Consider the following 23275-nt stretch of genomic DNA (forward strand, 5'->3'; position numbering starts at 1 on the left):
TGGTCGATGGAGGTGATGGTGGATCTGGATCTGGCGGCGTTGCGGGCGTTCGTCGCGGTGGTGGAGGAGGAGCAGTTCGGTCACGCCGCCGCTGTGCTGGGTATCAGCCAGCAGGCGGTGTCCAAGCGCATCGCGAAACTCGAATCGCAGTTGGGTGCGGAGCTTTTCGAGCGTGGACGCGGCGGCAGCACGCCGACCGCAGCGGGTCTTCGGCTGTTGCCGCATGCGCGTTCACTGCTCGTGGGCGCCGAGGCGGCGGTGCGGTCCGTGCGCGAGCGGGTGCGGCCGTTGCGGGTGGCGGTTCTGGGTAAGCGTATGGCCGCGACGGAGTTGATGGAGTTCTATCTCGCGCGTCATCCGCGCTGTGAGACCGAGATCGTCATGTCGAACATGATCACGACGTCGCGGGAGGCGCTGCGCAGCGGTCTGGTCGACGTGGCCTTGGCCCGCGCGCACGGCGGCCCGGTGGCGTTGCCCGGTGACATCGTCGCGGCTCCGGCGTATCTGGAGCCGCTGTATCTGCTCGTGGGTAAGGACCATCCGTTCGCGGGCCGGTCGACGATCGGGTTGCGGGAGGTCGCGGGGCATCCGGTGTGGGTACCCGGTGCGGCCGTGCCGTCGGAGTGGGCCGATTTCTATCGAGAACTCAGCGCGTTCAGCGGGATTCCGATCGATACCGGGGGTCCGCTGGAGAATATGGCGGGAATCGTCGAACGTATCGCGGATTCGTCGTCGTTGGCGACCTTCGCCGGTGACGGCGGGCAGACGCCGTGGCATCCGAACGTGCGGCGGCTGATGATCGTGGATCCCACTCCGGCCTATCCGCTGGCGCTGCTGTGGTCGGCGGGTGACCGGCATCCGGGATTGCGGCATTTGATCGAGCATGTCGCGGAGAGCTACAACCGGGATACCGCCGCCGCCTGCTGGGTTCCCGAACCCGATCAGGAGTTGTTCGGCGTGCCCGGTGTGGTGGCCGGTCCGTAGTGTCGGCCCGTGCCTCTACCATTCCCCGGGTGACCGGATATGACCCGCTCGACGCGTTCGAGCACCTCGACACCTCGACGTTGCCGCCGCGCCAGCAGCGGATTCTCGCCACGATTCGGGACTGGGTTCTGCGGTACGGGTATCCGCCGAATACGCGCGAGATCGGTGACGCGGTGGGTCTGCGGTCGGCGTCGTCGGTGTCCAAGCATCTGAAGAGCTTGGAGGAGCGTGGTTTTCTGCGCCGCGGCCGGACGGTGTCGCGTCCGATCGACGTGCGGATGTTCCTGCGGGCTCCGGTGCGGCGGGAGACGGCGGAGGATTCGGTGGCGGTGCCGGTGGTCGGCGATATCGCGGCGGGTGCTCCGATCCTGGCCGAGGAGCATGCCGACGACACGATGACGTTGCCGCGCGAGTTGGTCGGCCGTGGCACGGTGTTCGGGTTGCGGGTGCGTGGTGATTCGATGATCGACGCGGCGATCTGTGACGGCGACATCGTGGTGGTGCGACAGCAGCACGAGGCGCATTCCGGTGAGATCGTGGCGGCGATGATCGACGGAGAAGCGACGGTGAAGGTGTACCGGCGGCGTAGCGGTCATGTGTATCTCGAGCCGCGCAATCCGGCCTACGAGGTGATCGACGGTGACGAAGCGGTGGTGCTCGGCAAGGTCGTGTCGGTGATGCGGCGGGTCTGAGCTCGGTGCGCTTGCTCGGTGGGCGTCGCGTTGACCGGTGCAGGGGTCTGGACCGACAGGGGATCGCGGTGGTCGAGCAGGTCGGGGCCTTGCTTGTCCCAGTAGCCGCCCAGGTCGACGCGACGCGCGCTGCGATCAATGTTCGGGGGAGTTCGGGCCGTTCCCGCCGCGTGGCACTGCGGATCGATGCCTCGGTGGGGCGGCGAATTCTCGCAGGGCCGCGACCGCGGCGTTGTATCCGCTCATCCCGTGCGCTCCCGGCCCTGGCGGGACGGCGGCCGAGCAGATGAACATCCGGTTCGCCACATGATAGGGGCGCCTGGTGATGCGTGGTCCGCCGAAGACCAGCTGGCGGATGCTCTTGTCGCCGGTCAGGATGTCTCCGGCCACATAGTTGGGATTGTAGGCCTGCATGTCGATGGGGCCTACGACGGTGGTGGCGAGGATGCGGTCTCGGAACCCCGGTGCGAACCGCTCGACCGCGTCGAGCATTACTTCGGTGATGTCCTCCGAATACCCTTGTGGCACATGGGCATACATGTCGACCGGGTGCATGTTTCCTTGTGAGCGTGTTGGGTCGGCGAGGTACTGCTGTCCGACGATGATGAACGGTCGGTCGGAAAGCCGACCTCGATGCACAGCGCGTTCGGCGCGGACCACGTCAGCTGCGCTGCCGCAGATGTGCAGGCTTCCCGACTTCCTGGCGTGCGGGCTGGTCCAGGGAATGCCGCCCGCTATGGCGAGGCTTATCTTGTATGCGGCGGGCCCGTGCCGGAAGCGTCGGTACGCCCGGGCGACCCGTGACGGCAGCCGGTCACCGGCGATGTCGGCGATAGCGGCCGGGGCAAGATCGAACATCACGAGGTCGGCCGGCGGCAGTCGGTCCAGCGACTCGACCCAGAACCCGGTCTCGATCTTTCCGCCCAGATCTCTCAGCGCCGCCGCCATGGCTTCGGTGATGGCGCGTGAGCCGCCCACCGCAACGGGCCACCCGTAGCGATGGCCCGCGGTGGTGATGCCGAGACCGATCGCCGCGGACAGGATCCGGTGCTGTGGTTGCCAGCCGTGCGCCATGTTCCCGGCGAACAACGCCCGTCCCCGCTCGGTCCGGAACAGCCGTCCGAGTGCGGCGGCGGGGATCAGGGTCGGGATGCCGAATCGGGCCAGCCGCAGCGGATGTGACGGTATCCGTAGGAGCGGTTGCATGACGTCCTTCGCCAGCAGTTCGTATCCAGCGGCGGGGCCGGCGAACAGGCGGCGCCAGATCGGCCCGTCCGGCCCGAGGCCCGCCGCGGTCTCCTCGACGGATTGATACAGCACTGCCGCTGTTCCGTCGTCGAGCGGGTGAACGCAGTCGATTTCCGGCCATGCCCATTTCAATCCGTAGCGGGCCATGTCGATTCCGGCGAAGAACGGTGAGCCGACGGCCATGGGGTGGGCCATGGCGCAGTGGTCGTGCAGCAGACCGGGGAGGGTCAGTTCGCCGGAGCGGGTGCCGCCGCCGATGGTGGCGGCACCTTCCAGCACGGTGACGTCGACCCCGTGCCGGGCCAGCGTCACGGCGGCAGCCAGTCCGTTCGGGCCGGAGCCGACCACGATCGCCGTGGTCATCGCGCACGCGCCGAGGGCAGATCCTGGGTGTCGTCGTGGTGGAGAGGATGAACCGGGAACAGATCGTCCGGCTCCGGCCATGGCTGGCGGGCAAGCATGTCCTCGACCAGTACGTAGCCCTCCTCGATGACTCCGGTTCTGGCATCGATGATGCGGTATGCCTGGCGTTGCCGGTGGATGGGCTGAGATTCGAGGACGACGACGCGAAGCTCGCCCTCCTCGAACTGGCAGCGCCGCTGCAGCGCTGTCAGCAGCTGTTCGTTGTGCAAGTGCCCTTCACCGAAGTTCCAGCCCAGCAGCGGGCCTGCGACAATCTCTCCGTCGCGGACGGCGTAGTCCTCCGGGTTGTCGACGGCGCGTGCGATGAGGCCGTTGAGTGCCCGGCCGTGGGTGTGCATCGATCGCCAGCCGAGCCCGGTCTGGATGAGGATGTCGGCGGTCTCGGGGCCGTACAGCTTGGTCAGCTGGGTGACCGGCAGCGCGGCGCTCATGGTGACGTGCTGCTCGAGTTTCAGCTCGGCGTCCCCGCGGAAACACCAGGCGCTTGTGGCCCAGTTGCCTGCGTAGTAGCGCATCGATGTCAGGAAGGAAACCCATTGCGGCCGAATATGTCCCACGACCGCGACAAGTGCGGAGAAGAGGATCATCGCGAGCACCAGCGGTGATCGAAGCTGCTGGACGTGGATGTAGCCGTAGTGTCCGAACAGGTAGAACAGGCTGAAGATGAAGAAGATGTTCCATTCCAGCGGCACGCCCATCGGGACGGTGGAGATGATGTGCAGGTGGAAAACGGCCATGAAGATGATCGCCGCCCAGGTCAGTGGGCCGCCGTGGCCGAGGAACACGAGGTAGGCGGGAACCAGGTATTCCACGACGGTGCCGCCGTGAGCCAGCAGAGCCGGGATACGTGACGGCCGCAGGTCCTGCGGTGGGTTGCGGTACATCTTGCGCTCGAGCCATCCGAGTCGCATGACGGGGCTGTTGCTCATCATGACGGCGACCACGTGCCCGAAGTGATGGTTGAGCTTGGACGTGGCCGCACCCCACCACAGCGCCAGCATGACCAGCTTGAATCCGATCACCATGTCGGCGAAGGGGACGAAGAACATCAGCAGCATCAACAGGTAGTGCTCGGGGCGTGCGGCCAGAAACACCGTCTTGTCTCGCAGCCCGAGCACGCAGAGGGCGATGACCAGAGCGACGACGACCATGGGATCGAGCAGGCCTACATGGCCGCCGTCCACCGGCGGAACGCCGCGGCCGGAGGCGAGCAACGCCTGGATTCCGGATCCGAGGACGACCGCGTACAAGGCGACATCGATGAGCCCGCGCTCGTCACCACGGGTGAACGGCACCTTGCCCGGCCATGGCGGCAGCCGCAGGGTGCCGGGGCGCAGGAAGTACAGCAGCCCGCCGAGCGGCGGCAGGAACCGCATGGTGAGCGGTCCGAACCCGCATCCGAGCCCGAGTATTTCGAACAGCAGAGTCCAGACGACGAGTTTCTGGTAGACGATCGGTTCGGTCCACCACGAGCTGATGTCGGTGAGCGCCCCGAGCCCGGGGGTCAGGGAGATCACCGCGGCCGCGCCGAGGACGTACAAGGCGCATTTGACGAGGTAGAGCAGGTAGACGGCAAGAGGCGTGCCGAAGCCGTGCTCGACCCAGTGCTCGGCGACGGTGCGCAGCCGTTCACCGCGCGGGCGGGTCTTCCATTCGGCGTAGTCGATGTCCGGAAGATCGGGTTTCGTGAATCCCATGGCAGGTGTCTTTCGAGAGGGAGAGGAGGGGGTCAGAGGGTGGCATCGACCGAGCGGCGGCGCAGAATCCGCTTGTCGATCTTCCCGACGGGGTTCTTCGGGATCTCGTCTACGGTCACGATCAGCTCGGGAAGCTTGTAGGCGGCCAAAGACTTCCGCAGTAGCTCGAGAATCTGTTCCGGCTCGACCGCGGCACCGTCGCGATAGGACACGAAGGCGATGGGCACTTCGCCGTAGACCGGGTGCGGTCGACCGATCACGGCGGCCTCGAGCACCTGTGGGTGGGTGTAGATCGCGGACTCGATCTCCTTGGGATAGATGTTCTCTCCGCCGCGGATGATCATGTCCTTGATGCGGTCGACCAGGGTGAGGTAGCCGTCGGCGTCCATGCGACCGATGTCTCCGGTGTGCAGCCAGCCATCGACGATCACCTTGGCCGTTTCCTCCGGCCGGCCCAGATATCCCCGCATCACGGTCGGGCCTTTGACCACGACCTCGCCCACCGATCCGGCGCTGAGGAAATTGCCGTCGCTGTCGACGATGGCGATCTCTTGGCCCGGCAGCGCGAGACCGACGGTGCCGGGTTTGCGGACACCGTCGAGTGGATTGCCCGTGCTCGCGCACGTCCCCTCCGACAGGCCATAGCCTTCGTAGATCGGGATCGCGTAGCGCTCCTCGAATCGGGTGAGCAGTTCGACCGGCATCGGAGCCGCACCGCAGAGCGCGAACCGGACCGAGGAGGTGTCGGGCCGGATCTCCGCCGGCAGCGCCGACAGCATGGCGTAGATGGCGGGTACCGCGGAGAAATAGGTCGGCCGCGCCGCCTCGACCCTGTCGAAAAAGGTCCGCGGCGAGAACCGGCCCGCGACTGTGGCCCGGCCGCCGGCGAGCAGCGGCGACAGCACGCTGACCACGATGCCGTTGACGTGGAACAGCGGCAGGATCAGCAGACTGTGGTCCTCGGCGGTCAACCGCATACCCGCGACCATCGTCTCGGCCATCACCATGATGTTCGCGTGCGTCAACTCGACGCCCTTGGGACGTCCGGTGGTGCCGCTGGTGTAGATGATCAACGCGAGCGCGTCGTTGGAGAACTCGGTCGCTTCCGCGGCGCCGCCGCGGCCTTCGTGCCGATTCAGCTCCGCCAGCGCGATTCGCTGCGGTTGATCGGCCTGGCCGGCCTCGCGTTCGTCAGCGCAGACAAGGACGCGCGCGCGGGAATCGGCCAGCTGATAGTCGGACTCGGCCGCGGTCGACGACGGGTCGATCGGCGTCGCCGCGGCGCCCAGCCGCCAAGCCGCGAACAATGTCACGATCAATTCGAGCCGGTTCGGCAACATCACGGCCACGACATCGCCGACACCGATCCCCGCCTCCGACAACCGATCGGCGTACTTCCGCACGAAGTCGAGGAACTCGGCGTTGGTGATACTTCCCGAATTGTCGTCGGCAAGACACGGGTTGGTGGGGAAGCCTCCGGCACGTATATCGGGCAGGGCAGCGAAGTGCATGTCGATCTCCTTGCTAACTCGGCAGCTCACTTGCGTGAACGCCACGTTAGGAAGGTGATGTGACCTGGACCATATTGTGAGCGCATGAAGATAGCGGGAGGGATCGTGCGCCGCGCACGACGGATGTCTCGGTCACCCCACGGGCTGCAGCACGGTCGACCCCAGCCATCGGCAGGCCAGCAGGGCGACCTCGACCTCCAGTCGTCGCTCCCGAAGCGAATGTCCCAGTACCGCCTCCGCCTTACGGATCCGGTACTGGACGGTGTTGCGGTGCAGCACCAGCCGCTCTGCCGTTGTCTGGAAGCTGCCGTTCGTCTCCAGGAAGACACGCGCGGTCTCGCGGAGTTGCGCCGTGGCATCGTCATCACGCGCAAGCGACCCGAGAATTTCGCTGATCCATGCCCGGGTGGCGGTCAGGTCCGAGCACATCAGCGCGATCGGGCCGAGCTGAGCCGAACAAGACATCGACGCGCGCTGCGGTGCCGGTGCGGACATCGCGACGACCTGCGCTTGTGCCGCCTGGCGATGGGTCAGTCGGAAGCCTTCCAGTCCGGTGGCAGGTCTGCCCACCGCTGCCCATGTCTGCTCCGGAGTGCGCACCGCGGCGGGATCGACATCCAGTTCCGGTTGTGGGAGCCACGCCCACAGGGTTGATTCGTCGGCCGGGATCAGCAGCGGTGGTCCTTGGCAGGACAACTGATCGGCGATGGCCGTCGCCACTTGTTTGGCCGCGCGCAGTTGGTCGGCGCCCGCGTCGGACCAAATGACCATGCCGAGGTGGGTTCGGTCGAGCCGATATCCCAGTGTGCGCTCGCTGTCATCCGGGTCGACGCGCTGTCCGGACAGGATCGAGCGCACCCTCGCGGTACGGACGGCCATCTGGTTCTGTAGCCACCGGTCCCGCTCGTCCTGGTAGGCGGTCACGACTTGTTGGGAGACCCGATCGATATAGGCGAACGAGCGGTCGGTCATCTCGGCCACTGCGGAGGTGATCAGGGCGACGTCGTTGGTCGCCGCGGTGAGCTCGCCGAGCATGTGGTCGTTGAACAGTCGCTGCCCGATGCGGTAGGCCCGCAGCAGGGCGGCGATCGAAGTGCCGCGCTGGGCCATGCGCCGGGCGTATTCCAATGCCTCCGTGGGAGCTTCGAGTTCGTCGATGTCGAGCCCCAGCTCGTAGATATGCAACGCGATCACGACGTTGCCGGTGACGCTGGCCCGCAGTAGTGACTCCACGCGGCTGTCGCCGCGCAGCTCCGGCTCGATGTGGAGCATCTGCTCCGTCAAACGTTCGGACAAGCCGAGCGCATGTCGGCTCAGTTCTCCCGCGATCCTCGCGAGCAGTTCCGCGGCGTCGCTCCGCATGATCATCCTGACCGCTTCACGATCGAGCGGACTCCGGGGGGCTCGACCTTCGACCGCCCACGATCCGCAGCGCGAGGTCCGCGTAATAGTCGCCGATGTCCTCCGGTGACCAGGAGCCACCCTCGTGGTACCAGCGCGCGATATCTATTCCCAGCGAAAGCAGTGCGGCCGCGGCCATATGGGTATTCGAGTTCTCGAACACCCCCGCGGCCGCCCCGCGCTCGATCAAGCACCGGACCTCGCCCTCGATCGCACGCCGGATTGCCTTGATCTCCTGTTGATGTTCTGGGCTCAGTGCGGCGAGCTCATAATTGATGATTCGGGCGACGGTGTGGGAGCGGGCGTGATGGATCGTGAACTCCCGCATCACGGCGATCAGTTGCTCGGCGGGGTCTTGTGCCGAAGCGATGGCAGTGCGGACGCGCTCCAGGGTCTCCAGGTGACCGGCGCGTGAGATCTGGTGGAGCAACTCTTCCTTGGAACGGTGATACACGTAGATCGTCCCCGTGCTCACCCCGGCGATCGATGTGATGTCGCGGGTGGTCGACCCGTGGAAGCCGCGTTCAGCGAAGGCCACCACCGCGGCGTCGAGCAGCCGCGCTCGGGTCTGGTCCGCGCGCGATAGGTCCTCTGTATCGGTCACCTGGACAGTATGGCTCTACACAACGAGCACGAGTTTGCCGGTATCGGCACCTGTGAGCAGCATGTTCAGTGCATTCAGCTTTCTCACGCGGGCAGCCCGACGAGGTCTGCCAGCAATCTCCGATGGTGGCCGGGACTTCCCAGTCCTATCTGGTCGGCCTTCGCGCGTTTGAGGTACAGGTGTGCCGGGTGCTCCCAGGTCATGCCGATCCCGCCGTGCAATTGGATGGCCTCCTCGGCGGCCCGCACCGCGATATCGCTGCAATAGGACGCCGCGACGGCGGTGGCGATCACGCTGTCGGGGTCGTCGGCCGCGTATGTTCCCGCCGCATACCGCGCGGCGGCCGAGGCCGACTCGACCTCGACGTACAGGTCGGCGAGGCGGTGCTTGATCGCCTGGAATCCGCCGACCACCCGGCCGAATTGGCGTCGCAGCTTCAGATACTCGACGGTTGTCTCCAGGCACCAGGCGGCGATTCCGGCTTGCTCGGACGCGAGGAGTGCGGCGCCGAGTGTCAAGCCGGATTGGATAGCTGCCCAACCGGATTCGGCGGCGACGACGACCCGGCCCGGCACGGAGTCGACAGCGACGTCAGCCAGCGGGCGGGTCATATCCAGGGAGACCACCGGCTTGATCTGCGCCGCGGCGGCCGTCAACGCGTGCACCTCCGTGCCGTCGGCCGTCTCGACGGCGGCCAGCAGCACATCGGTGTCGAGCGCGCCGGCGACGCTGGTAACCAGTCCGGACAGCCGGCCCTGCGCATCAGCCGTCAAGGTCGGGATGTGCGTCGCGAGCGCGGTGGAGAACGGCGTCAGCAGCGCTGCGCTGCAACTACCGTCGCCGAGTCGACCGACCAGCGTGGAGTCGCCCGCGAGCAGGACGGTCGCGGCAACGACGCTGCTGGTCAGAAATGGGACCGGTGCGACGAACCGTCCGAACTCCTCGAGGACGACGGCGGCGTCACGGGCCGTACCGCCCGCTCCGCCGCGGTCCTCGGGGATGAGGAGACCAGCGAGCCCGAGGTCGTCGGTGATCGATGTCCACAGCGTCCGGGTCAGTGTCCGATCGCCGTCGTAGGCCCGCGCGACCGCGGACGGGTCGCATCGGGTGGTGAGCAGGTCACGCACCGCGCTGCGCAAGGAGGTCTCGACATCGGTATCGAGCAGCAGGATGTCGCTCATCGGCTCAGGTCCTTCCAGGCGATGTCCTTGTCCGCACGGGGTTCACCCGGCAGCCCGAGGACCCGTTCGGCGATGATGTTGCGCAGGATTTCGGAGGTTCCGCCCTCGATCGAATTGCCTTTGGCCCGCAGGAAGCGGTAACCGGCGCCACGACCGGCGAAATCGACCCGGTCGGGGCGCACCATCGTCCAATCGTCGTATCGCAGGCCGTCCTCGCCGTGCAGTTCGACCTCCAATCCGGCAACCTGCTGGTTGACTCGGGCGAACGACAGCTTGACGGCGGAGGTTTCCGGCCCGGGCTGGCCGCCGGCCACCTGCTGACGCAGCCGGGTCGCCGCCAGCCGGGAGACCTCGGCATCCACCCACAATCGCAACAGCCGGTGGTGCAATTCGGGGGTGCGCTTTTCCGGGAATTCGCGCCAGAGGCCGGCGGCGGCGCGCAGCACTCCGCTCTCGCGGGGGAGCGCGCGCCCCCCGATCGAGACGCGCTCGTTGTTCAAAGTGGTGGTTGCGACTCGCCAGCCTTCTCCTTCCTTGCCGAGGCGGTGCGTGTCGGGGATCCGAACGTCGGTCAGGAAGACTTCGTTGAATTCCGCTTCGCCGGTGATCTGCCGCAGCGGCCGCACCTCGACTCCGGGTGCGGTCATATCGCAGATGAAGTAGGTCAGCCCCGCATGCTTGGGCCGGCTGGGATCGGTGCGTGCCACGAGGATCGCCAATTGCGCTTTATGCGCGACCGAAGTCCACACTTTCTGCCCGTTGACGACCCAGTCACCGCCGTCACGCACTGCTCTGGTGGCGATCGCGGCCAGGTCCGAGCCTGCCCCCGGTTCACTGAACAGCTGGCACCAGATCTCCTCCCCGCTCCACAGCGGACGCAGGAAGCGCTGCCGTTGTTCCGTCGTGCCGTGGGCGAGGATCGTCGGCGCGGCCATACCCAGACCGATACCGTTGATCGCCGCGTTGTTGTCCGGAGATCCGGCCTGCTCGAACAGGGCGTCGACGAACGGTTGCAGTTCCCGGTCGACGGCCCGGCCACCGAGCCCGATCGGAAAGTGAACCCAGGCCAGGCCCGCGTCGAACCTGGCGCGGTGAAAGGTCACGGCATCGGTGGTGGCCGGATCGTGCTTTTCGAGTACGGCTTCCACCCCGCGCCGCAGATCGTCGCGGACCGCGTCGGGTCGAGTCATCTGTCATCCTTCTGATCGGCCGTCACGGCACCAGCACCGCGACCGTCTCGGCCACACACGCGGGCTTGTCCGAGCCGTCGAGTTCCACGGTCACTCGGAGCACTGCTTGCGACCCGATCGTGCCCGGCACGAGCGAGACCAGTTCGACACCGGCTCGGACCCGGGATCCGGCTGGGACCGGAGTGGGGAATCGGACCTTGTTGGTGCCGTAGTTGACACCCATGGACAGGCCCCGCACGGCGTATACCTGACCGGCCAGCATCGGCACCATCGAGAGGGTGAGAAACCCGTGTGCGACGGTGGTGCCGAACGGTCCGGCGGCGGCTTTCGCGGGATCCACATGGATCCATTGGTGATCCCCGGTAGCTTCGGCGAAGCGATCGATCTGTTCCTGGGTCACCGTGTGCCAATCGCTGTATCCGAGGTGGGCGCCGACCGCGGCCTCCAGCTCGGACAGGCCCTGGAATATCTGCACAGCTCTCCTTCCTCCGTTCAGTTCCGTGGGCCGCCGGCCACGTAGATCACCTGGCCGGACACGAAGCCGGCCCCCTCGCTCACCAGGAACGACACGGTGTGCGCGATGTCAGCGGGAGTGCCGGTACGGGCAACCGGAATCTGGGCGGCCATCGCCGCCTTGAGCTCCTCGAAGGAGATGTTCATCCGGGCGGCCGTGGCCGCGGTCATCTCCGTCTCGATGAAACCCGGGGCGACCGCGTTCGCGGTGACGCCGAACTTGCCGAGTTCGAGTGCGAGCGTCTTGGTGAATCCCTGCAGCCCGGCCTTGGCGGCCGCGTAGTTGGCCTGGCCACGGTTGCCGAGCGCCGAGGTGCTGGACAGGTTGACGATGCGACCCCACTTCTGCTCGATCATGTGCGCCTGCGCTGCCCGGGCCAGCAGGAACGAACCGCGCAGGTGCACGTTCATGACGGCATCCCAGTCGTCGGCACTCATCTTGAACAGCAGATTGTCACGCAGGATCCCGGCGTTGTTGACCAGCACCGTCGGTGCGCCGAGCGCGGCGGCCACGCGATCGACCGCCTGGGTAACCGCGGCCTCGTCGGAAACATCGACACCGACCGCGAGCGCGCGTCCACCGGCTGCCTCGATGTCGTCGACGACCGTCTTGCAGGCGGCCTCGTCCAAGTCGAGCACGGCTACTGCCATACCGTCGGCGGCCAGCCGCCGGGCGACAGCGGCGCCGATTCCGCGAGCCGCGCCGGTGACGATGGCGGTCCGCTGTGTCGGATCGGTCATGAATACTCCTCGAAGATGTGATTGCGGGGGAAATGCTGAGTTCAGGGGGTGTAGACCACGCGACCGACGGTCTTGCCGTCCGCGAGTCGCTGCACGGCGTCGGCGACCTCCGCCAGTCCCAGCCGCGCGCCGACCAGAGGACGGATCGCGCCGTCGGCGGCAAGTGCGGTCAGCGCGCGATGGCATTCGGCGACGGCGCCCGGGTCCTGGGTGTTGTACAAACCCCAGTGCAGGCCGAGGATCGAATAGTTCTTGACCAGCGCATGATTCAATGCCGGTGCTTGGATCTCGCCGCCGGCGAATCCGACGACCACGATGCGGCCCTCGAAGGCGACGCATTTCGTGGACCGTTGGTACACCTCGCCGCCGACCGGGTCGTAGATCACGTCGGCGCCACGACCGCCGGTTACGTCCTTCACAACGTCGACGAAGTCCAGCTGATGCCGATCGATGACCACGTCGGCGCCCAGATCCTCGGCGTAGGAGGCTTTGTCGGCGCCACCGACAACTCCGATCACCCGGGCGCCCGCGGCCTTGCCGAGCTGGATCGCGGCGCTGCCCACGCCACCTGCCGCGGCATGCACCAGGAGGGTCTCGCCCGCGGTCAATCCGGCGCGCCGATGCAACCCGAACCAGCCGGTCTGGTAGCCGATGAAGAGCGAGGCCGCCTCCGCGTCATCCAGCGACGGCGGCGCTGGGAAGGTCTGGGCGGCTTCCAGCACGGCGAATTCCGCGAAACCACCGTGCGGCAGCGCCGCGCCTCCGAGCACCCGGTCACCGGCAGCGATCCCGGCCACCTCGGCGCCGACCGCCACCACTTCGCCACACAACTCGACGCCGGGCGTGAACGGCAGCGGCGGCCGGACCTGATAGAGGCCGCGGCACATCAGTACATCGGGAAAGTTCGCCGCGGCGCCGCGGACCCGCACGACGACCTGGCTCGGGCCGGGCTCGGGAACTTCCACCTCCTCCAGCCGCAGCACCGTGCCCGGTTCGCCCAGCTCATGGACTCGCCACGCTTTCATCCGCGCCATGTCAGATTCCGCCTGTCAGCGTGACGCCGCCGTCCACGACCAGCAATTGCCCCGTCAGCCAGCTCGCGTCGTCGGAGAGCAGAAACGCCACCACACTGCCGATGTCCTCGGGCACGCCGAGCCGCTTCAGCGGGTACGCCGCGGCGACCTCGTCCTCCCTGCCGTCGTAGAGAGCAGTGGCGAACTTCGTCTTCACCACCGCAGGGGCGACGGCGTTGACCCGTAGGTTCGGGCCGAGTTCGACCGCGAGTTCCTGAGTGATGTGCGTGAGCATCGCCTTGCTCGAACCGTAGAAGCCGATGCCCGGCGCCGGCTTGAGACCGGCGACCGACGACACGTTCACGATCGCGCCGCCGAAGTCCTTCATCCAGGCCCGATACGCCTGCTGCACCCACGACAGCGCGGCCAGGCAGTTGACCTCGACTATCTTGCGGGCCACGTCCAACGGCAGATCGACCATCGGCCCGAACGCCGGGTTGATGCCGGTGTTGTTGACGAGGAGGTCGGCGCTACCGAACGTGTCGATCGCGCGAGCGACGGTCTCCGCCTGGTGCTCGACGTCATCGGCACGGCCCGCGACGGCCAGCGCGCGGTCCGGCCCGCCCAGTGCTTCCACCGCTTCGTCGAGCGCGTCCTGTTTGCGGGCGGTGATCACGACTCGCGCCCCCTCGTCCACCAAACGCTGCGCGATGCCGAGCCCGATGCCCCGGCTCGCACCGGTGACTATCGCTGTCTTGCCTTCGAATCTGTTCATCATTGAATCCCTTTCGCGGAGTCAGCGGTTACGACAGGCGCTCCAGCACCATCGCCATGCCCTGACCGCCGCCGACGCACATCGTTTCCAAACCGATCTGCTTGTCGTGGAACTGCAGGGAGTTGATCAGGGTGCTGGTGATGCGGGCGCCGGTCATGCCGAATGGGTGACCCACCGCGATCGAGCCGCCGTTGATGTTGAGCTTGTCGAAGTCGACGCCCAGCTCCCGCGCCGAGGGGATGACCTGGGCGGCGAAGGCTTCGTTGATTTCGACCAGGTCGATGTCATCGATGGTCATCCCGGCCCGGGCCAGCGCCTGCTTCGACGCCTCCACCGGCCCCAAGCCCATGATCTCCGGCGACAGCGCGCTGACTCCGGTCGCGACGATCCGAGCCAGTGGCGTCAGGCCGAGTTCGGCGGCCTTGGTGTCCGACATGATGACGACCGCGGCGGCGCCGTCGTTGAGCGGGCAGCAGTTTGCGGCCGTCACCGTCCCGTCTGGCCGGAACACCGGCTTCAGTTCGGCGACCTTCTCCAGGGTGACTCCAGGCCGCGGGCCATCATCGTGCGAGACGACACTGCCGTCGGGCAGGGTGATCGCGGTGATGTCGCGCTCCCAGAATCCGTTGGCGAGGGCGGCCTCGGCGAGGTTCTGGCTGCGGACACCGAAAGCGTCCTGTTCGGCACGGCTCACACCGCACAGTTGCGCCACGTTCTCCGCGGTCTGCCCCATCGCGATATAGACGTCCGGCAGTAGATCCTCGGTGCGCGGGTCGGTCCAGGCCTCGCCGCCCGCAGCGAATTTCGCCGTACGGCGCACCGCGTCGGCGAATACGGGGTTCTCGGTGCCGGGCAGGCCGTCGGCACTGCCCGTGACGTAGCGGCTCACGGTCTCCACGCCGGCGGAGATGAAGACGTCTCCCTCGCCGGCCCGGATGGCGTGTAGCGCCATGCGGGTCGTCTGCAAACTGGACGAGCAGTACCGGTTGACCGTTGTGCCGGGCACCCGATCCAGGCCCGCCAGAATCGCCACGACTCGAGCGAGGTTGAAGCCCGACTCACCGGCGGGCTGGCCACACCCGAGCATCAAGTCGTCGATGCCGTTCGGACTGAGGGCCGGCACCTTCGCCAGCGCGGCCCGGACGATCTGCGCCCCCAAGTCGTCGGGCCGGAGATCCCGCAACGAGCCCTTGCCTGCGCGACCGATCGGCGAGCGGGCGACAGAGACGATGACGGCTTCGGGCATGACTGTGAACCTTCCAGCAAGTAACTGAGCGCTTGTTAACCTATCGACACCATGCTGGACGGACCGTCGATGGTCAATACGTCACAGTGAATTGGGACTGTGACACAGGGCACAGGCCGACGCGGTCGCTCAGCAGACGGCTTGCGTCCGACACAGCAGCCATCATTGGATGAGTACAGCGACGATCGAATGGATAGCCTTGTGGGGCAACGAATCCCCAGCCCTGTGCGGCAGCGGATCCGGCGGGACCTTCACCACACGATTCTGAGGTGCGCCGCCCCCGAGCGCGGCGGTACCGCCGCGCTCGGTGCGGTTGTGACTCTGCTGGTCACCACCATCGATGAGGGTCGGGACCTGTCGTCGATGTGCGGGATACCGGCCGACAGCTCCTATCGTCTGCTGCCGGCCTGACGGCTCCGCCTCACTTCAGGTGCCGGGCGAAGAATCGGATCCCTTCGTCCGCCCGAGCGGCCGCACCGCGAAAGAGGGCCTGGACCGGACACGCGTGCCGGCCAGGGCCGAATCAGCTGGACGCGCGTAGCGTCGATTCGCTCACTCGGCAGAGCGCTCGGGGAACTGCGTTTTCACCGTGTGGAGGTCTCCGGCCCGAGCCCGGACGGCCGCTGGGTTCGCGTCGCTTCCGCTCGAGGTGCTGGGCCGGTGAGTCCCCCGGTCCTGCGCATTCCGAGGAACATCGAGGCCAGGCCGAGCAGCACGGCGACGGCGCCGGTGACGACGTTGTTCCAGATCGTCGAGGTGGTATCGACGTTGCCGCTGACGATCCAGGGGGCGACGATCGTCCAGAGGCCGATCAGGGGAGCGGCCCAGACGATGCCGTGCGTCCGGCCGTACACCGAGGCGAACCCGAGTGCGAGCATGGCCAGAGCGATGCCGACGACGAGGTTGTTGACGGTCAATGTGGAGAGTCCGTTGAACCCGACGACCCAGGGGGAAATCGCGAGGTAGAGCCCGGTCAGGAACATCAGGCCGGTGACCGCTTGGGCGTCGGGTGCCTCGGAGGCGCGCTCGTACTTCTCCCGCAATTCCACGATGTCGGGATGCCGGCTCATCATGGTTTCACTACTCATGTTTCCACCACCCTTCGGACGTAGTGGCGTATCGAAGCTCTCCCGAGCCGGGCGGCTCACGATCGGTTCAGGAACGCGACCCGTCCTGATCGCCGCTCACTTATATCATCCTGTGATAATATCACTCCATGATGGAAGGGTCGATGTCCTCATCGGGCCACCTCACCGACCAGGAATACACGCGGCTGCTGGCGTTTCGTACCGTGCTGCGCCAGCTGCTGCGCTGGAGTGAGCGTGGGGCGGCCGAAGTGGGACTCACCGACACCCAGCACCAACTCCTGCTGGCGATCCGAGGGCACTCCCACCCCGGCGGGCCGAGCATCGGGGAGGTCGCCGGTTACCTGTCCGCCCGCCACCACAGCGTGGTGCAGCTGATCGATCGCACCGAGCAACTCGGCCTCGTCACTCGGAAACGAGGGCAGGGCACCGACCGTCGCGTCGTACACCTCACGCTGACCGAGGCAGGCAAGGAAACGTTGGCCTTGCTCAGCGCCACACATCGGGAAGAACTAGAGCGACTGACTCCCCTCATCGGCGCGCTGGACGATCTCCCCGCCGTAGGGTGAGCGTTGCTCGGTTCGGGTAGGGCCACTTGAGCCGGGATCACCTCGCGATCCGCTCCGGTGGGCCGGGTGTGCCGAGAAAGGTGCGCCCCTCAGCGGCCGAGCAAAGCGCTTGCCCCGTGCGGATTTCGCCCGTCCATGCCCGCATCGTGCCTGACGGGGGTGGTGCGGCAGGAGTGGGAGGACCCGCGCGCGGGTTCAGGATCGCGCTGATCGCAATCATTCTGTGAACCGTCTGCGCACCTTACTGTTCCGGACAGTACTTCTCGTGTGAGGACCGCGTCAGATGACATTGCAGTTGGATCCGACCACATCCGCGCCGCCTTCCGCCCCGGCCGAGGCGGTCGTCGAAAGCCCGGCCCCGTTCATCCGGAAGCTGATCGGCCTGGCCAGAGCGTCTTCCGGGCTGATTTTGGCGGTGATCGTCTGGCAGCTGGGCGCCCGATCCTGGCTCGGCACGACCACTCCGGCGCCGACGGAGGTGCTCGAGGCCGGGTGGGAGCTGATCAGGTCGGGCGAGCTGTGGCAACATCTGGCCGCCTCCGGGCGTCGGGTGGCGGTCGGGTTGGCGATCGGCATCGGCATCGGTCTGGTGTGCGGGGTGGCGGCCGGGTTGTTCCGCGTCGCCGAAGATCTGGTGAACGGCCCGCTACAGGCGTTGCGAATGTTGCCGACGCTGGCGCTGGTGCCGGTGTTCATCATCTGGTTCGGCATCGGCGATTCGTTCAAGATCGCGTTGATCATCGTCGCGCCGATCTTCCCGATCTATTTGAACGTGCTGGCCGGGATCCGGGGTGTGGACCGGCGGTTGGTAGAGGCGGCGGAGTCGCTGGGCCTCAACCGGTTCGAGTTGACCACCAAGATCATCCTGCCCGGTGCGTTGCCGCAGATCTTCGTCGGTTTGCGGCAGGCACTGGGCGTCGGCTGGCTCACCTTGGTGGTCGCGGAGATGCAGACCACGCCGGTCGGTCTCGGGTTCCTGATGAACGATGCCAAGGAGTTCCTGCGGACCGATCAGATCTTCTTGGTCCTGGTGATCTACGCGGTGCTGGGGTTGCTCACCGATCTGTTCGTGCGCGTGCTGGAACACCGGTTCCTGGCCTGGCGCACCGGATACGAGGGGAAGTAGATGACCGCCACCATCGGGACCGGTGTCCGTATCCGCGGGGCGGTGCGCGCTTTCGGCGGGCGCACGGTACTGCGCGGGGTCGACTTGGACATCGCGCCGGGGGAGTTCGTCGCCCTGCTCGGCGCCAGCGGGTCCGGTAAGAGCACGCTGCTGCGCGGCATCGGTGGGCTGGACCGCGGCTTCAGTGGGTCGTTCGACGTGCCGGGATCGAAGGCGATCGTGTTCCAGGAGCACCGGTTGATTCCGTGGATCACCGTGTGGCGCAACGTCGTTCTCGGCGTCGACCGGGCCGGCAAGGCGCGTGCGTTGACGGCGCTGGAGGAAGTGGGGCTCGTCGCGAAAGCGGATGCGTGGCCCGCGACCTTGTCGGGCGGGGAAGCGCAGCGGGTGGCGCTGGCCAGGGCGCTGGTCCGCAATCCGGAACTGCTGCTGCTCGACGAGCCGTTCGGTGCCCTCGACGCGCTGACCCGGTTGAAAGTGCAGGCTCTGGTGGCGCGCCTGTGGACGCTGCACCGCCAGTCGGTGCTGTTGGTGACCCACGACGTGGAGGAGGCGCTGCTGTTGGCCGACCGTGCGCTCGTGCTGCGCGAGGGCCGCATCGCCGAATCCTTCGACATCACCGTCGCCCGCCCGCGTTCGGTGGTCGACCCCGAATTCTCCGCACTCCGGCGCCGGTTGCTGCTCGCACTCGGCGTGAATCCCGAGGCACCGACAGGAGCAGACGTATGAGTGAACCGTTGCAGATCAGTACGGACGTCTTGGTGATCGGCGGCGGGCCCGCCGCCTGCTGGGCCGCGATCCATGCCCGCGAGGCCGGCGCCGAGGTGACGTTGGTGGACAAGGGCTACTGCGGGACCAGCGGCGCCACCGCCCCGTCCGGCACCGGCGTGTGGTACGTGGCGCCGGAGGCGACCGCGCGGGCCAACGCGAAGGCCAGCCGGGAAGCGCTGGGTGGGCATCTGGCCGATCACTATTGGATGGACCGGGTGCTGGATCAGACCTACGCGAACATGAATCGGCTCGCGGTGGAGGGACGGTATCCGTTCCCTGTGGATCCGGCCACCGGTGAGCAGATCCGTACCGGCGTGCAGGGCCCGGAGTACATGCGCCGGATGCGGGCGTGGGTGAAACGTGCCGGGGTGCGCATCCTGGACCATTCGCCCGCGCTGGAGTTGCTGGTCGACGACGACGGCGTGGTGCGCGGCGCGGCGGGCTACCAGCGTCAGGCCGACCGGGACTATCGCATCGCGGCCGGTGCGGTGGTGCTGGCCACCGGCGGTTGCGCGTTCCTGTCCCGGGCGCTGGGCACGAATGTCGACACCGGTGACGGCGCGCTGATGGCGGCCGAGGTGGGCGCCCGATTCTCGGGGATGGAGTTCTCCAACGCTTATGCGATCGTGCCGAAGGGGTCGACGATCACCAAGACCGCCTACTACGGTTACGCGACGTTCTTCCACGAGGACGGGCGGGTACTCGAGGGCGCGGGCTCGACCAAGGGCCGTTCGGTGATCGCGCGAACACTGTTGCGGGAGAAGGTGTTCGCGCAACTCGATCGTGCCGACGCGGCGGTGCAGGCGCAGATGCGGCTGGGGCAGCCCAATTTCTTCCTCCAGTTCGATCGGCGCGGTATCGACCCGTTCACCGACCGGTTCGAGGTGGATCTGCTCGCCGAGGGCACCGTGCGCGGCACCGGCGGCATCGATGTGGTCGACGACGACTGCGCCACCTCGGTCGCGGGCTTGTACGCGGCGGGTGACGCGGCGACCAGGGAGCGGATCTGTGGCGGTTTCACCGGTGGCGGCAGCCACAATTCGGCGTGGGCGATGTCGTCGGGCAGTTGGGCGGGCCGCGGCGCGGCGTTGTTCGCGCTGAGCTCCGGTGGGGCGCGCAGTGCCGATCTGCGCGGTGCCGGGCGCACCGGGTTGCGGCCGCAGAGCGCCGAGTCGGTCCGGGCGGCGGACGTGGTCGAAGCCGCGCAGCAAGAGCTGATCCCGTTCGAGAAGAACTACCTGCGCCACGGCGACCGGGTCGGGCCCGCGCTGGAGCGGCTGGACAACGTGTGGGAGCAGGCCACCCGCGGCTTGGGCGGCGGCACGGGGGACGAGCGGGTGCGCGCTCGGCAGGCCGCGGCCATCACCGCCGTGGGACGGTTGATGTACCGGTCGACGCTGGCACGGACGGAGACGCGCGGGATGAGCAAACGCGCCGATCATCCGGATCTGGACCCGAAGCAGCACCATCACATCCTGTCCGGCGGGCTGGACGAGGTGTGGACGGCGACGTCCGCGGCGGCGACCACTTCGGCGGTGGCGTGATGATCGAGATCTTGCGCGCTGGTGACTGCATCGGCTGCGACAAATGCGTGGACGTGTGCCCCACGAATGTCTTCGACCGCACCGACAGCGGAATCCCGGTCATCGCGCGGCAGTCCGATTGCCAGACCTGTTTCATGTGCGAGGCCTACTGCCCCACGGACGCGCTGTACGTCGACCCCGAGTCGACGCCGCTGGCCGATCACGACACCGTGCGCGGCGAGCACATCGGCCGCTACCGCAAAGAGCTGGGCTGGGGCCGCGGCCGCCAACCGGGCAGTCTGGTCGCGGTGGGGCCGCGTCTGCCGCACGGCACTCCGCCGCCGCGGTTGTCGGAACTCTGAACAACGAAAGCGAATCATGCGCATACTCCGGCTGATCGTGCCCGCTGTCGTGTCCGCCCTGCTGCTGGTTCTCACCGGCTGCGGGTCGGACGACGCGGGCTCGGCGACCCGCGCCGAGATCAAGACCCTCCGCATCGGCACCATCGGCACCGGCAACGTGCTGACCGGGCCGGTCGGCTTCGCCCATCAGCGCGGAGCCCTGTTGCCCGCGCTGAAGCCGCTGGGGGTGGACGCCATCGAGGTCTACAGCTTCCCCAACGGTCCCGACCTGAACCAGGCGCTGGTCGGCGGCCGCCTCGACGTCGCCACCTACGGTGACACGCCCGCTCTGGTCGCGCGTGGCAGCGGGTTGAAGACGCGGCTGCTGGCCATCGCGGCGGTGAATTACAACGCGGGCGTGGTGGCCAAGGATCCGGCGATCCGGACGCTGAAGGATCTGGCGGGCAAGAAGATCGGCGTGCAGTCGGGCTCCTACATCGATCGGTACCTGCAGGGTGCGTTGAAGGCCGAGGGCATCCAGGCCCAGCTGGTGCATCTGCTGGCCACCGACGCGGAGGCTCCGCTCAACGGCGGCGATATCGCGGCGGTCGCGCTGCCGGATGTGAACCCGTCGTCGTTCTTCCACGCGTTCCTGGCCAAGGGTTTCCACCAGGTCGACTCGATTCACGACAATCATCCCGATCTCGCGGGTACCAGTTCCTCGGTGAGCAGCCAGGACTTCCTCGACAGCCATCCGCAGTTCGGTGCCGCGTGGCAGTCGGTGATCGCCGAGGCCAACCGGTATGCGAAGGCGCATTGGGACGATTACGTGAACTACGAGGTGTCCCAGTCGAAATCGCCGGAAGCGGTGGTGCGCGCCACCGCGCGGGAGAGCTACATTCCCGACGAGATCTTCGCGCCGCTGGGCATCCAGTTGCTGACGGGAACCAAGCAGTTCCTCGTGGACCAGAAGAAGATTCGGGAGGATTTCGGTTTGGAGGAGTGGTTCTACCGGCCCGACCGGCCCAAGCAGGGCTGAGCCGAGCGTCGGTCGCCGAGTTCGCCGGGCCGGGCGGCGGGGACCCGTTCATGTGGGGCGAGTACGCGTTCGCCCAGGTCCAGCGGGGGACAGCGTCATTCGTGGCAGACCTCGGCAGTGTCGATCGGGAGGGGAGTTCGTGGCGGAGATCGCGGAGTGGGCGCGGCAGCGGCCGTGGGGGGTGCGGCTGGAGTGGGGGCTGACCGGTGCGCTGGCGCTGGGGCCCGGGAGCGCGTGTGTGGTGGTGGTCGACGTCCTGTCGTTCACGACGTCGGTGTCGGTCGCGGTCGAAGCCGGGACGCGAGTGCTGCCCTATCCGTGGCGGGACGGCGGTGCGGCGGAGTTCGCCGCGCGGCACGGCGCGGAGCTGGCGGTGGGGCGGCGGGCGGTATCGGAGCGGCAGCCGTGGTCGCTGTCTCCGGCGGCGTTGCGGTGCGCGCCGGTCGCCGAGCGGCTCGTGCTGCCCTCGCCCAATGGTTCGGCCATCTCCGCGGCCGTCAGCGGTGTGCCGGTGGTCGCGGCGTGCCTGCGCAACGCGAGCGCGGTCGCTCGCTGGATCGCCGGGCGAGGATGGGGAAGCGCGCGCCAGCCGGTCGCCGTGATCGCGGCAGGTGAGCATTGGCCCGGCCGCGACGGGCTGCGGCCAGCGGTGGAGGACTGGCTCGGTGCGGGGGCGGTCGCCGCGGCACTGGCGCGCAGCGCAGTCGGGCCGCTGTCTCCGGAAGCGCACGCCGCCGCGGTGGCGTACGGCGGGATCGCCGATGTGGCGGCGCTGATCCGGGACTGCGCCTCCGGCCGCGAACTCGCCGAGGGCGGGTTCGCGCAGGATGTCGCGGCGGCCACCGAACTCGACAGCAGCGGGGTGGTGCCGGTGCTGACCGATGGGGCGTTCGTCGACGCCGCGCGGTGAGCGCGGCCGGGCGCTAGCGGTGGGGGCCGATCAGCCCGATCGCGGATTCGACTGCCACGTCGATGATGTCCGCGATGTCGTCGCCGTCTTCCACGGTGGTGGCGATGAGTTCGCGGAAGCCGCCGAAGAGGATGGTCGCCACTTGGCGGGACGGCGGCTGTAGTCCGGCGGCCGCGAATTCGGGTGTGTCGGCGAGCTTCTGGATGAGCGCCACGAACGACTCGCCGACCTCGCGCTGCAACTGGCGCGTGTCGTCACCGAGGGCGGGAACGACACGGATCCAGCTGAGAGTGAGGGATGGCTCTTGCTGGGCGGTGCGTATCCACGCTTCGATGGCTTGGCGCACCTGGGTGCGCCAAGCCATGTGCGGGTCGACCGCGGCATCGATCCGCTGGATCATGTCCTTGTGGTGCTCGCTCAGCAGGGCGATGAAGCAGTCCTGTTTGCTGGTGAAGTGCTCGTAGAAGGTGCGGCGCGAGGTGCGGGCATAACGAACCACGTCGGCGACGGTCGAGTCCTGGTAGCCGCGTTCGCGCACGGCGGCGGCCATGGCGTCGAGCAGGCGGCGGCGGAACCCCGAATCCGTGCCGTTGTCGGCGGAGGTGCGGGGTACGGGCGCGGCGCGGGTCACGAGAATCAGGTTAGTTACTCCTTTCGGTTCGTCGCGTCCGGCCCGAGTCCGCGGCCGGATG

23 protein-coding genes are annotated in these 23275 nt (G+C 67.5%); 9 read left to right on the top strand and 14 right to left on the bottom strand.

Annotated features, from left to right (window positions below; genetic code table 11):
- Positions 1-6: 6 nt before the first annotated feature.
- Together ACL03I_RS07425 and lexA are read left to right on the top strand one after the other, a co-directional pair.
- Positions 7-984 carry a LysR family transcriptional regulator gene (locus ACL03I_RS07425; protein ID WP_412805479.1) on the top strand — a complete coding sequence of 326 codons (978 nt, stop codon included), beginning with the start codon at positions 7-9 and terminating at the stop codon, positions 982-984.
- 29 nt (positions 985-1013) lie between these two features.
- Complete coding sequence (gene lexA, locus ACL03I_RS07430) at positions 1014-1676, top strand: transcriptional repressor LexA (protein ID WP_356964431.1); 663 nt, start codon at positions 1014-1016, stop codon at positions 1674-1676.
- Between the two features lie 135 nt (positions 1677-1811).
- On the opposite strand, the gene ACL03I_RS07435 is transcribed toward lexA, so the two are convergent.
- The 13 genes from ACL03I_RS07435 to ACL03I_RS07495 form a co-directional block, all read right to left on the bottom strand.
- Positions 1812-3287, bottom strand: coding sequence for a phytoene desaturase family protein (locus ACL03I_RS07435; protein WP_412805480.1), 1476 nt, complete (start codon positions 3285-3287; stop codon positions 1812-1814).
- Positions 3284-5044 carry a DUF3556 domain-containing protein gene (locus tag ACL03I_RS07440; RefSeq protein WP_412805481.1) on the bottom strand — a complete coding sequence of 587 codons (1761 nt, stop codon included), beginning with the start codon at positions 5042-5044 and terminating at the stop codon, positions 3284-3286. The genes ACL03I_RS07435 and ACL03I_RS07440 overlap by 4 nt, the downstream gene beginning before the upstream one ends.
- A 32-nt stretch (positions 5045-5076) precedes the next feature.
- A complete protein-coding gene (locus tag ACL03I_RS07445) occupies positions 5077-6555 on the bottom strand; it encodes a class I adenylate-forming enzyme family protein (RefSeq protein WP_355074101.1) in 1479 nt (492 codons plus the stop codon).
- A 132-nt stretch (positions 6556-6687) separates the two neighbouring features.
- On the bottom strand, positions 6688-7917 hold the full coding sequence (locus tag ACL03I_RS07450; protein ID WP_356964427.1) for a PucR family transcriptional regulator: 1230 nt from the start codon (positions 7915-7917) through the stop codon (positions 6688-6690).
- Positions 7918-7933: 16 nt separating this feature from the next.
- Complete coding sequence (locus ACL03I_RS07455; protein ID WP_412805482.1) at positions 7934-8560, bottom strand: TetR/AcrR family transcriptional regulator; 627 nt, start codon at positions 8558-8560, stop codon at positions 7934-7936.
- 83 nt (positions 8561-8643) lie between these two features.
- Entirely contained in the window at positions 8644-9741 is a 1098-nt protein-coding gene (locus ACL03I_RS07460) for an acyl-CoA dehydrogenase family protein (protein ID WP_412805483.1), read from the bottom strand.
- Entirely contained in the window at positions 9738-10931 is a 1194-nt protein-coding gene (locus ACL03I_RS07465) for an acyl-CoA dehydrogenase family protein (RefSeq protein WP_412805484.1), read from the bottom strand. The genes ACL03I_RS07460 and ACL03I_RS07465 overlap by 4 nt, the downstream gene beginning before the upstream one ends.
- Positions 10932-10953: 22 nt before the next feature.
- On the bottom strand, positions 10954-11406 hold the full coding sequence (locus ACL03I_RS07470) for a MaoC family dehydratase (protein WP_412805485.1): 453 nt from the start codon (positions 11404-11406) through the stop codon (positions 10954-10956).
- Between the two features lie 17 nt (positions 11407-11423).
- Positions 11424-12185: a 3-oxoacyl-ACP reductase FabG gene (gene fabG / locus ACL03I_RS07475; RefSeq protein WP_355074091.1), complete on the bottom strand. Its 762-nt coding sequence runs from the start codon at positions 12183-12185 to the stop codon at positions 11424-11426.
- A 41-nt stretch (positions 12186-12226) separates the two neighbouring features.
- A complete protein-coding gene (locus tag ACL03I_RS07480; protein WP_412805597.1) occupies positions 12227-13210 on the bottom strand; it encodes an NADPH:quinone oxidoreductase family protein in 984 nt (327 codons plus the stop codon).
- Between the two features lie 10 nt (positions 13211-13220).
- Positions 13221-13976 (bottom strand): SDR family oxidoreductase, encoded by a 756-nt coding sequence (locus ACL03I_RS07485; protein WP_355074089.1) that lies wholly within the window; start codon positions 13974-13976, stop codon positions 13221-13223.
- Positions 13977-14001: 25 nt separating this feature from the next.
- Complete coding sequence (locus tag ACL03I_RS07490) at positions 14002-15219, bottom strand: acetyl-CoA C-acetyltransferase (RefSeq protein WP_355074087.1); 1218 nt, start codon at positions 15217-15219, stop codon at positions 14002-14004.
- Between the two features lie 584 nt (positions 15220-15803).
- Positions 15804-16307, bottom strand: a complete 504-nt coding sequence (locus tag ACL03I_RS07495; protein ID WP_355074085.1) for an SPW repeat protein — start codon at positions 16305-16307, stop codon at positions 15804-15806.
- 143 nt (positions 16308-16450) lie between these two features.
- Here ACL03I_RS07495 and ACL03I_RS07500 point away from each other — a divergent pair, with 143 nt between their 5' ends.
- The 7 genes from ACL03I_RS07500 to ACL03I_RS07530 all read left to right on the top strand — a co-directional run bounded on the left by ACL03I_RS07500 (position 16451) and on the right by ACL03I_RS07530 (position 22583).
- The gene (locus ACL03I_RS07500; RefSeq protein ID WP_355074084.1) at positions 16451-16873 is read left to right on the top strand and encodes a MarR family winged helix-turn-helix transcriptional regulator; all 423 of its coding nucleotides are present in this window, start codon (positions 16451-16453) and stop codon (positions 16871-16873) included.
- A 283-nt stretch (positions 16874-17156) separates the two neighbouring features.
- Positions 17157-17999, top strand: a complete 843-nt coding sequence (locus ACL03I_RS07505) for an ABC transporter permease (protein WP_355074082.1) — start codon at positions 17157-17159, stop codon at positions 17997-17999.
- A complete protein-coding gene (locus ACL03I_RS07510; RefSeq protein WP_355074080.1) occupies positions 18000-18728 on the top strand; it encodes an ABC transporter ATP-binding protein in 729 nt (242 codons plus the stop codon).
- Positions 18725-20314 (top strand): FAD-binding protein, encoded by a 1590-nt coding sequence (locus tag ACL03I_RS07515; protein ID WP_355074079.1) that lies wholly within the window; start codon positions 18725-18727, stop codon positions 20312-20314. Before ACL03I_RS07510 ends, ACL03I_RS07515 begins: the two co-directional genes overlap by 4 nt.
- On the top strand, positions 20314-20655 hold the full coding sequence (locus ACL03I_RS07520) for a 4Fe-4S dicluster domain-containing protein (RefSeq protein ID WP_355074077.1): 342 nt from the start codon (positions 20314-20316) through the stop codon (positions 20653-20655). Before ACL03I_RS07515 ends, ACL03I_RS07520 begins: the two co-directional genes overlap by 1 nt.
- 16 nt (positions 20656-20671) lie before the next feature.
- The gene (locus tag ACL03I_RS07525) at positions 20672-21673 is read left to right on the top strand and encodes an ABC transporter substrate-binding protein (RefSeq protein ID WP_412805486.1); all 1002 of its coding nucleotides are present in this window, start codon (positions 20672-20674) and stop codon (positions 21671-21673) included.
- A gap of 139 nt (positions 21674-21812) precedes the next feature.
- A complete protein-coding gene (locus ACL03I_RS07530) occupies positions 21813-22583 on the top strand; it encodes a 2-phosphosulfolactate phosphatase (protein WP_412805487.1) in 771 nt (256 codons plus the stop codon).
- A gap of 13 nt (positions 22584-22596) precedes the next feature.
- Here ACL03I_RS07530 and ACL03I_RS07535 read toward each other — a convergent pair whose 3' ends face one another.
- Positions 22597-23214, bottom strand: a complete 618-nt coding sequence (locus tag ACL03I_RS07535) for a TetR/AcrR family transcriptional regulator (RefSeq protein WP_412805488.1) — start codon at positions 23212-23214, stop codon at positions 22597-22599.
- Positions 23215-23275: the final 61 nt, after the last annotated feature.

This window comes from Nocardia sichangensis (assembly GCF_047200615.1).
Classification (GTDB): Bacteria; Actinomycetota; Actinomycetes; order Mycobacteriales; family Mycobacteriaceae; genus Nocardia; species Nocardia sichangensis.

What these genes read in the sequence shown, in the direction of transcription:
- ACL03I_RS07425 (WP_412805479.1), top strand. Translation starts at nt 7, where the DNA reads ATGGAGGTGATGGTGGATCTGGATCTGGCGGCGTTGCGGGCGTTCGTC.
- ACL03I_RS07435 (WP_412805480.1), bottom strand. Translation starts at nt 3,287, where the DNA reads ATGACCACGGCGATCGTGGTCGGCTCCGGCCCGAACGGACTGGCTGCC.
- ACL03I_RS07440 (WP_412805481.1), bottom strand. Translation starts at nt 5,044, where the DNA reads ATGGGATTCACGAAACCCGATCTTCCGGACATCGACTACGCCGAATGG.
- ACL03I_RS07445 (WP_355074101.1), bottom strand. Translation starts at nt 6,555, where the DNA reads ATGCACTTCGCTGCCCTGCCCGATATACGTGCCGGAGGCTTCCCCACC.
- ACL03I_RS07450 (WP_356964427.1), bottom strand. Translation starts at nt 7,917, where the DNA reads ATGCGGAGCGACGCCGCGGAACTGCTCGCGAGGATCGCGGGAGAACTG.
- ACL03I_RS07460 (WP_412805483.1), bottom strand. Translation starts at nt 9,741, where the DNA reads ATGAGCGACATCCTGCTGCTCGATACCGATGTCGAGACCTCCTTGCGC.
- ACL03I_RS07465 (WP_412805484.1), bottom strand. Translation starts at nt 10,931, where the DNA reads ATGACTCGACCCGACGCGGTCCGCGACGATCTGCGGCGCGGGGTGGAA.
- fabG (WP_355074091.1), bottom strand. Translation starts at nt 12,185, where the DNA reads ATGACCGATCCGACACAGCGGACCGCCATCGTCACCGGCGCGGCTCGC.
- ACL03I_RS07480 (WP_412805597.1), bottom strand. Translation starts at nt 13,210, where the DNA reads ATGAAAGCGTGGCGAGTCCATGAGCTGGGCGAACCGGGCACGGTGCTG.
- ACL03I_RS07485 (WP_355074089.1), bottom strand. Translation starts at nt 13,976, where the DNA reads ATGATGAACAGATTCGAAGGCAAGACAGCGATAGTCACCGGTGCGAGC.
- ACL03I_RS07490 (WP_355074087.1), bottom strand. Translation starts at nt 15,219, where the DNA reads ATGCCCGAAGCCGTCATCGTCTCTGTCGCCCGCTCGCCGATCGGTCGC.
- ACL03I_RS07495 (WP_355074085.1), bottom strand. Translation starts at nt 16,307, where the DNA reads ATGAGTAGTGAAACCATGATGAGCCGGCATCCCGACATCGTGGAATTG.
- ACL03I_RS07500 (WP_355074084.1), top strand. Translation starts at nt 16,451, where the DNA reads ATGTCCTCATCGGGCCACCTCACCGACCAGGAATACACGCGGCTGCTG.
- ACL03I_RS07505 (WP_355074082.1), top strand. Translation starts at nt 17,157, where the DNA reads ATGACATTGCAGTTGGATCCGACCACATCCGCGCCGCCTTCCGCCCCG.
- ACL03I_RS07510 (WP_355074080.1), top strand. Translation starts at nt 18,000, where the DNA reads ATGACCGCCACCATCGGGACCGGTGTCCGTATCCGCGGGGCGGTGCGC.
- ACL03I_RS07515 (WP_355074079.1), top strand. Translation starts at nt 18,725, where the DNA reads ATGAGTGAACCGTTGCAGATCAGTACGGACGTCTTGGTGATCGGCGGC.
- ACL03I_RS07520 (WP_355074077.1), top strand. Translation starts at nt 20,314, where the DNA reads ATGATCGAGATCTTGCGCGCTGGTGACTGCATCGGCTGCGACAAATGC.
- ACL03I_RS07525 (WP_412805486.1), top strand. Translation starts at nt 20,672, where the DNA reads ATGCGCATACTCCGGCTGATCGTGCCCGCTGTCGTGTCCGCCCTGCTG.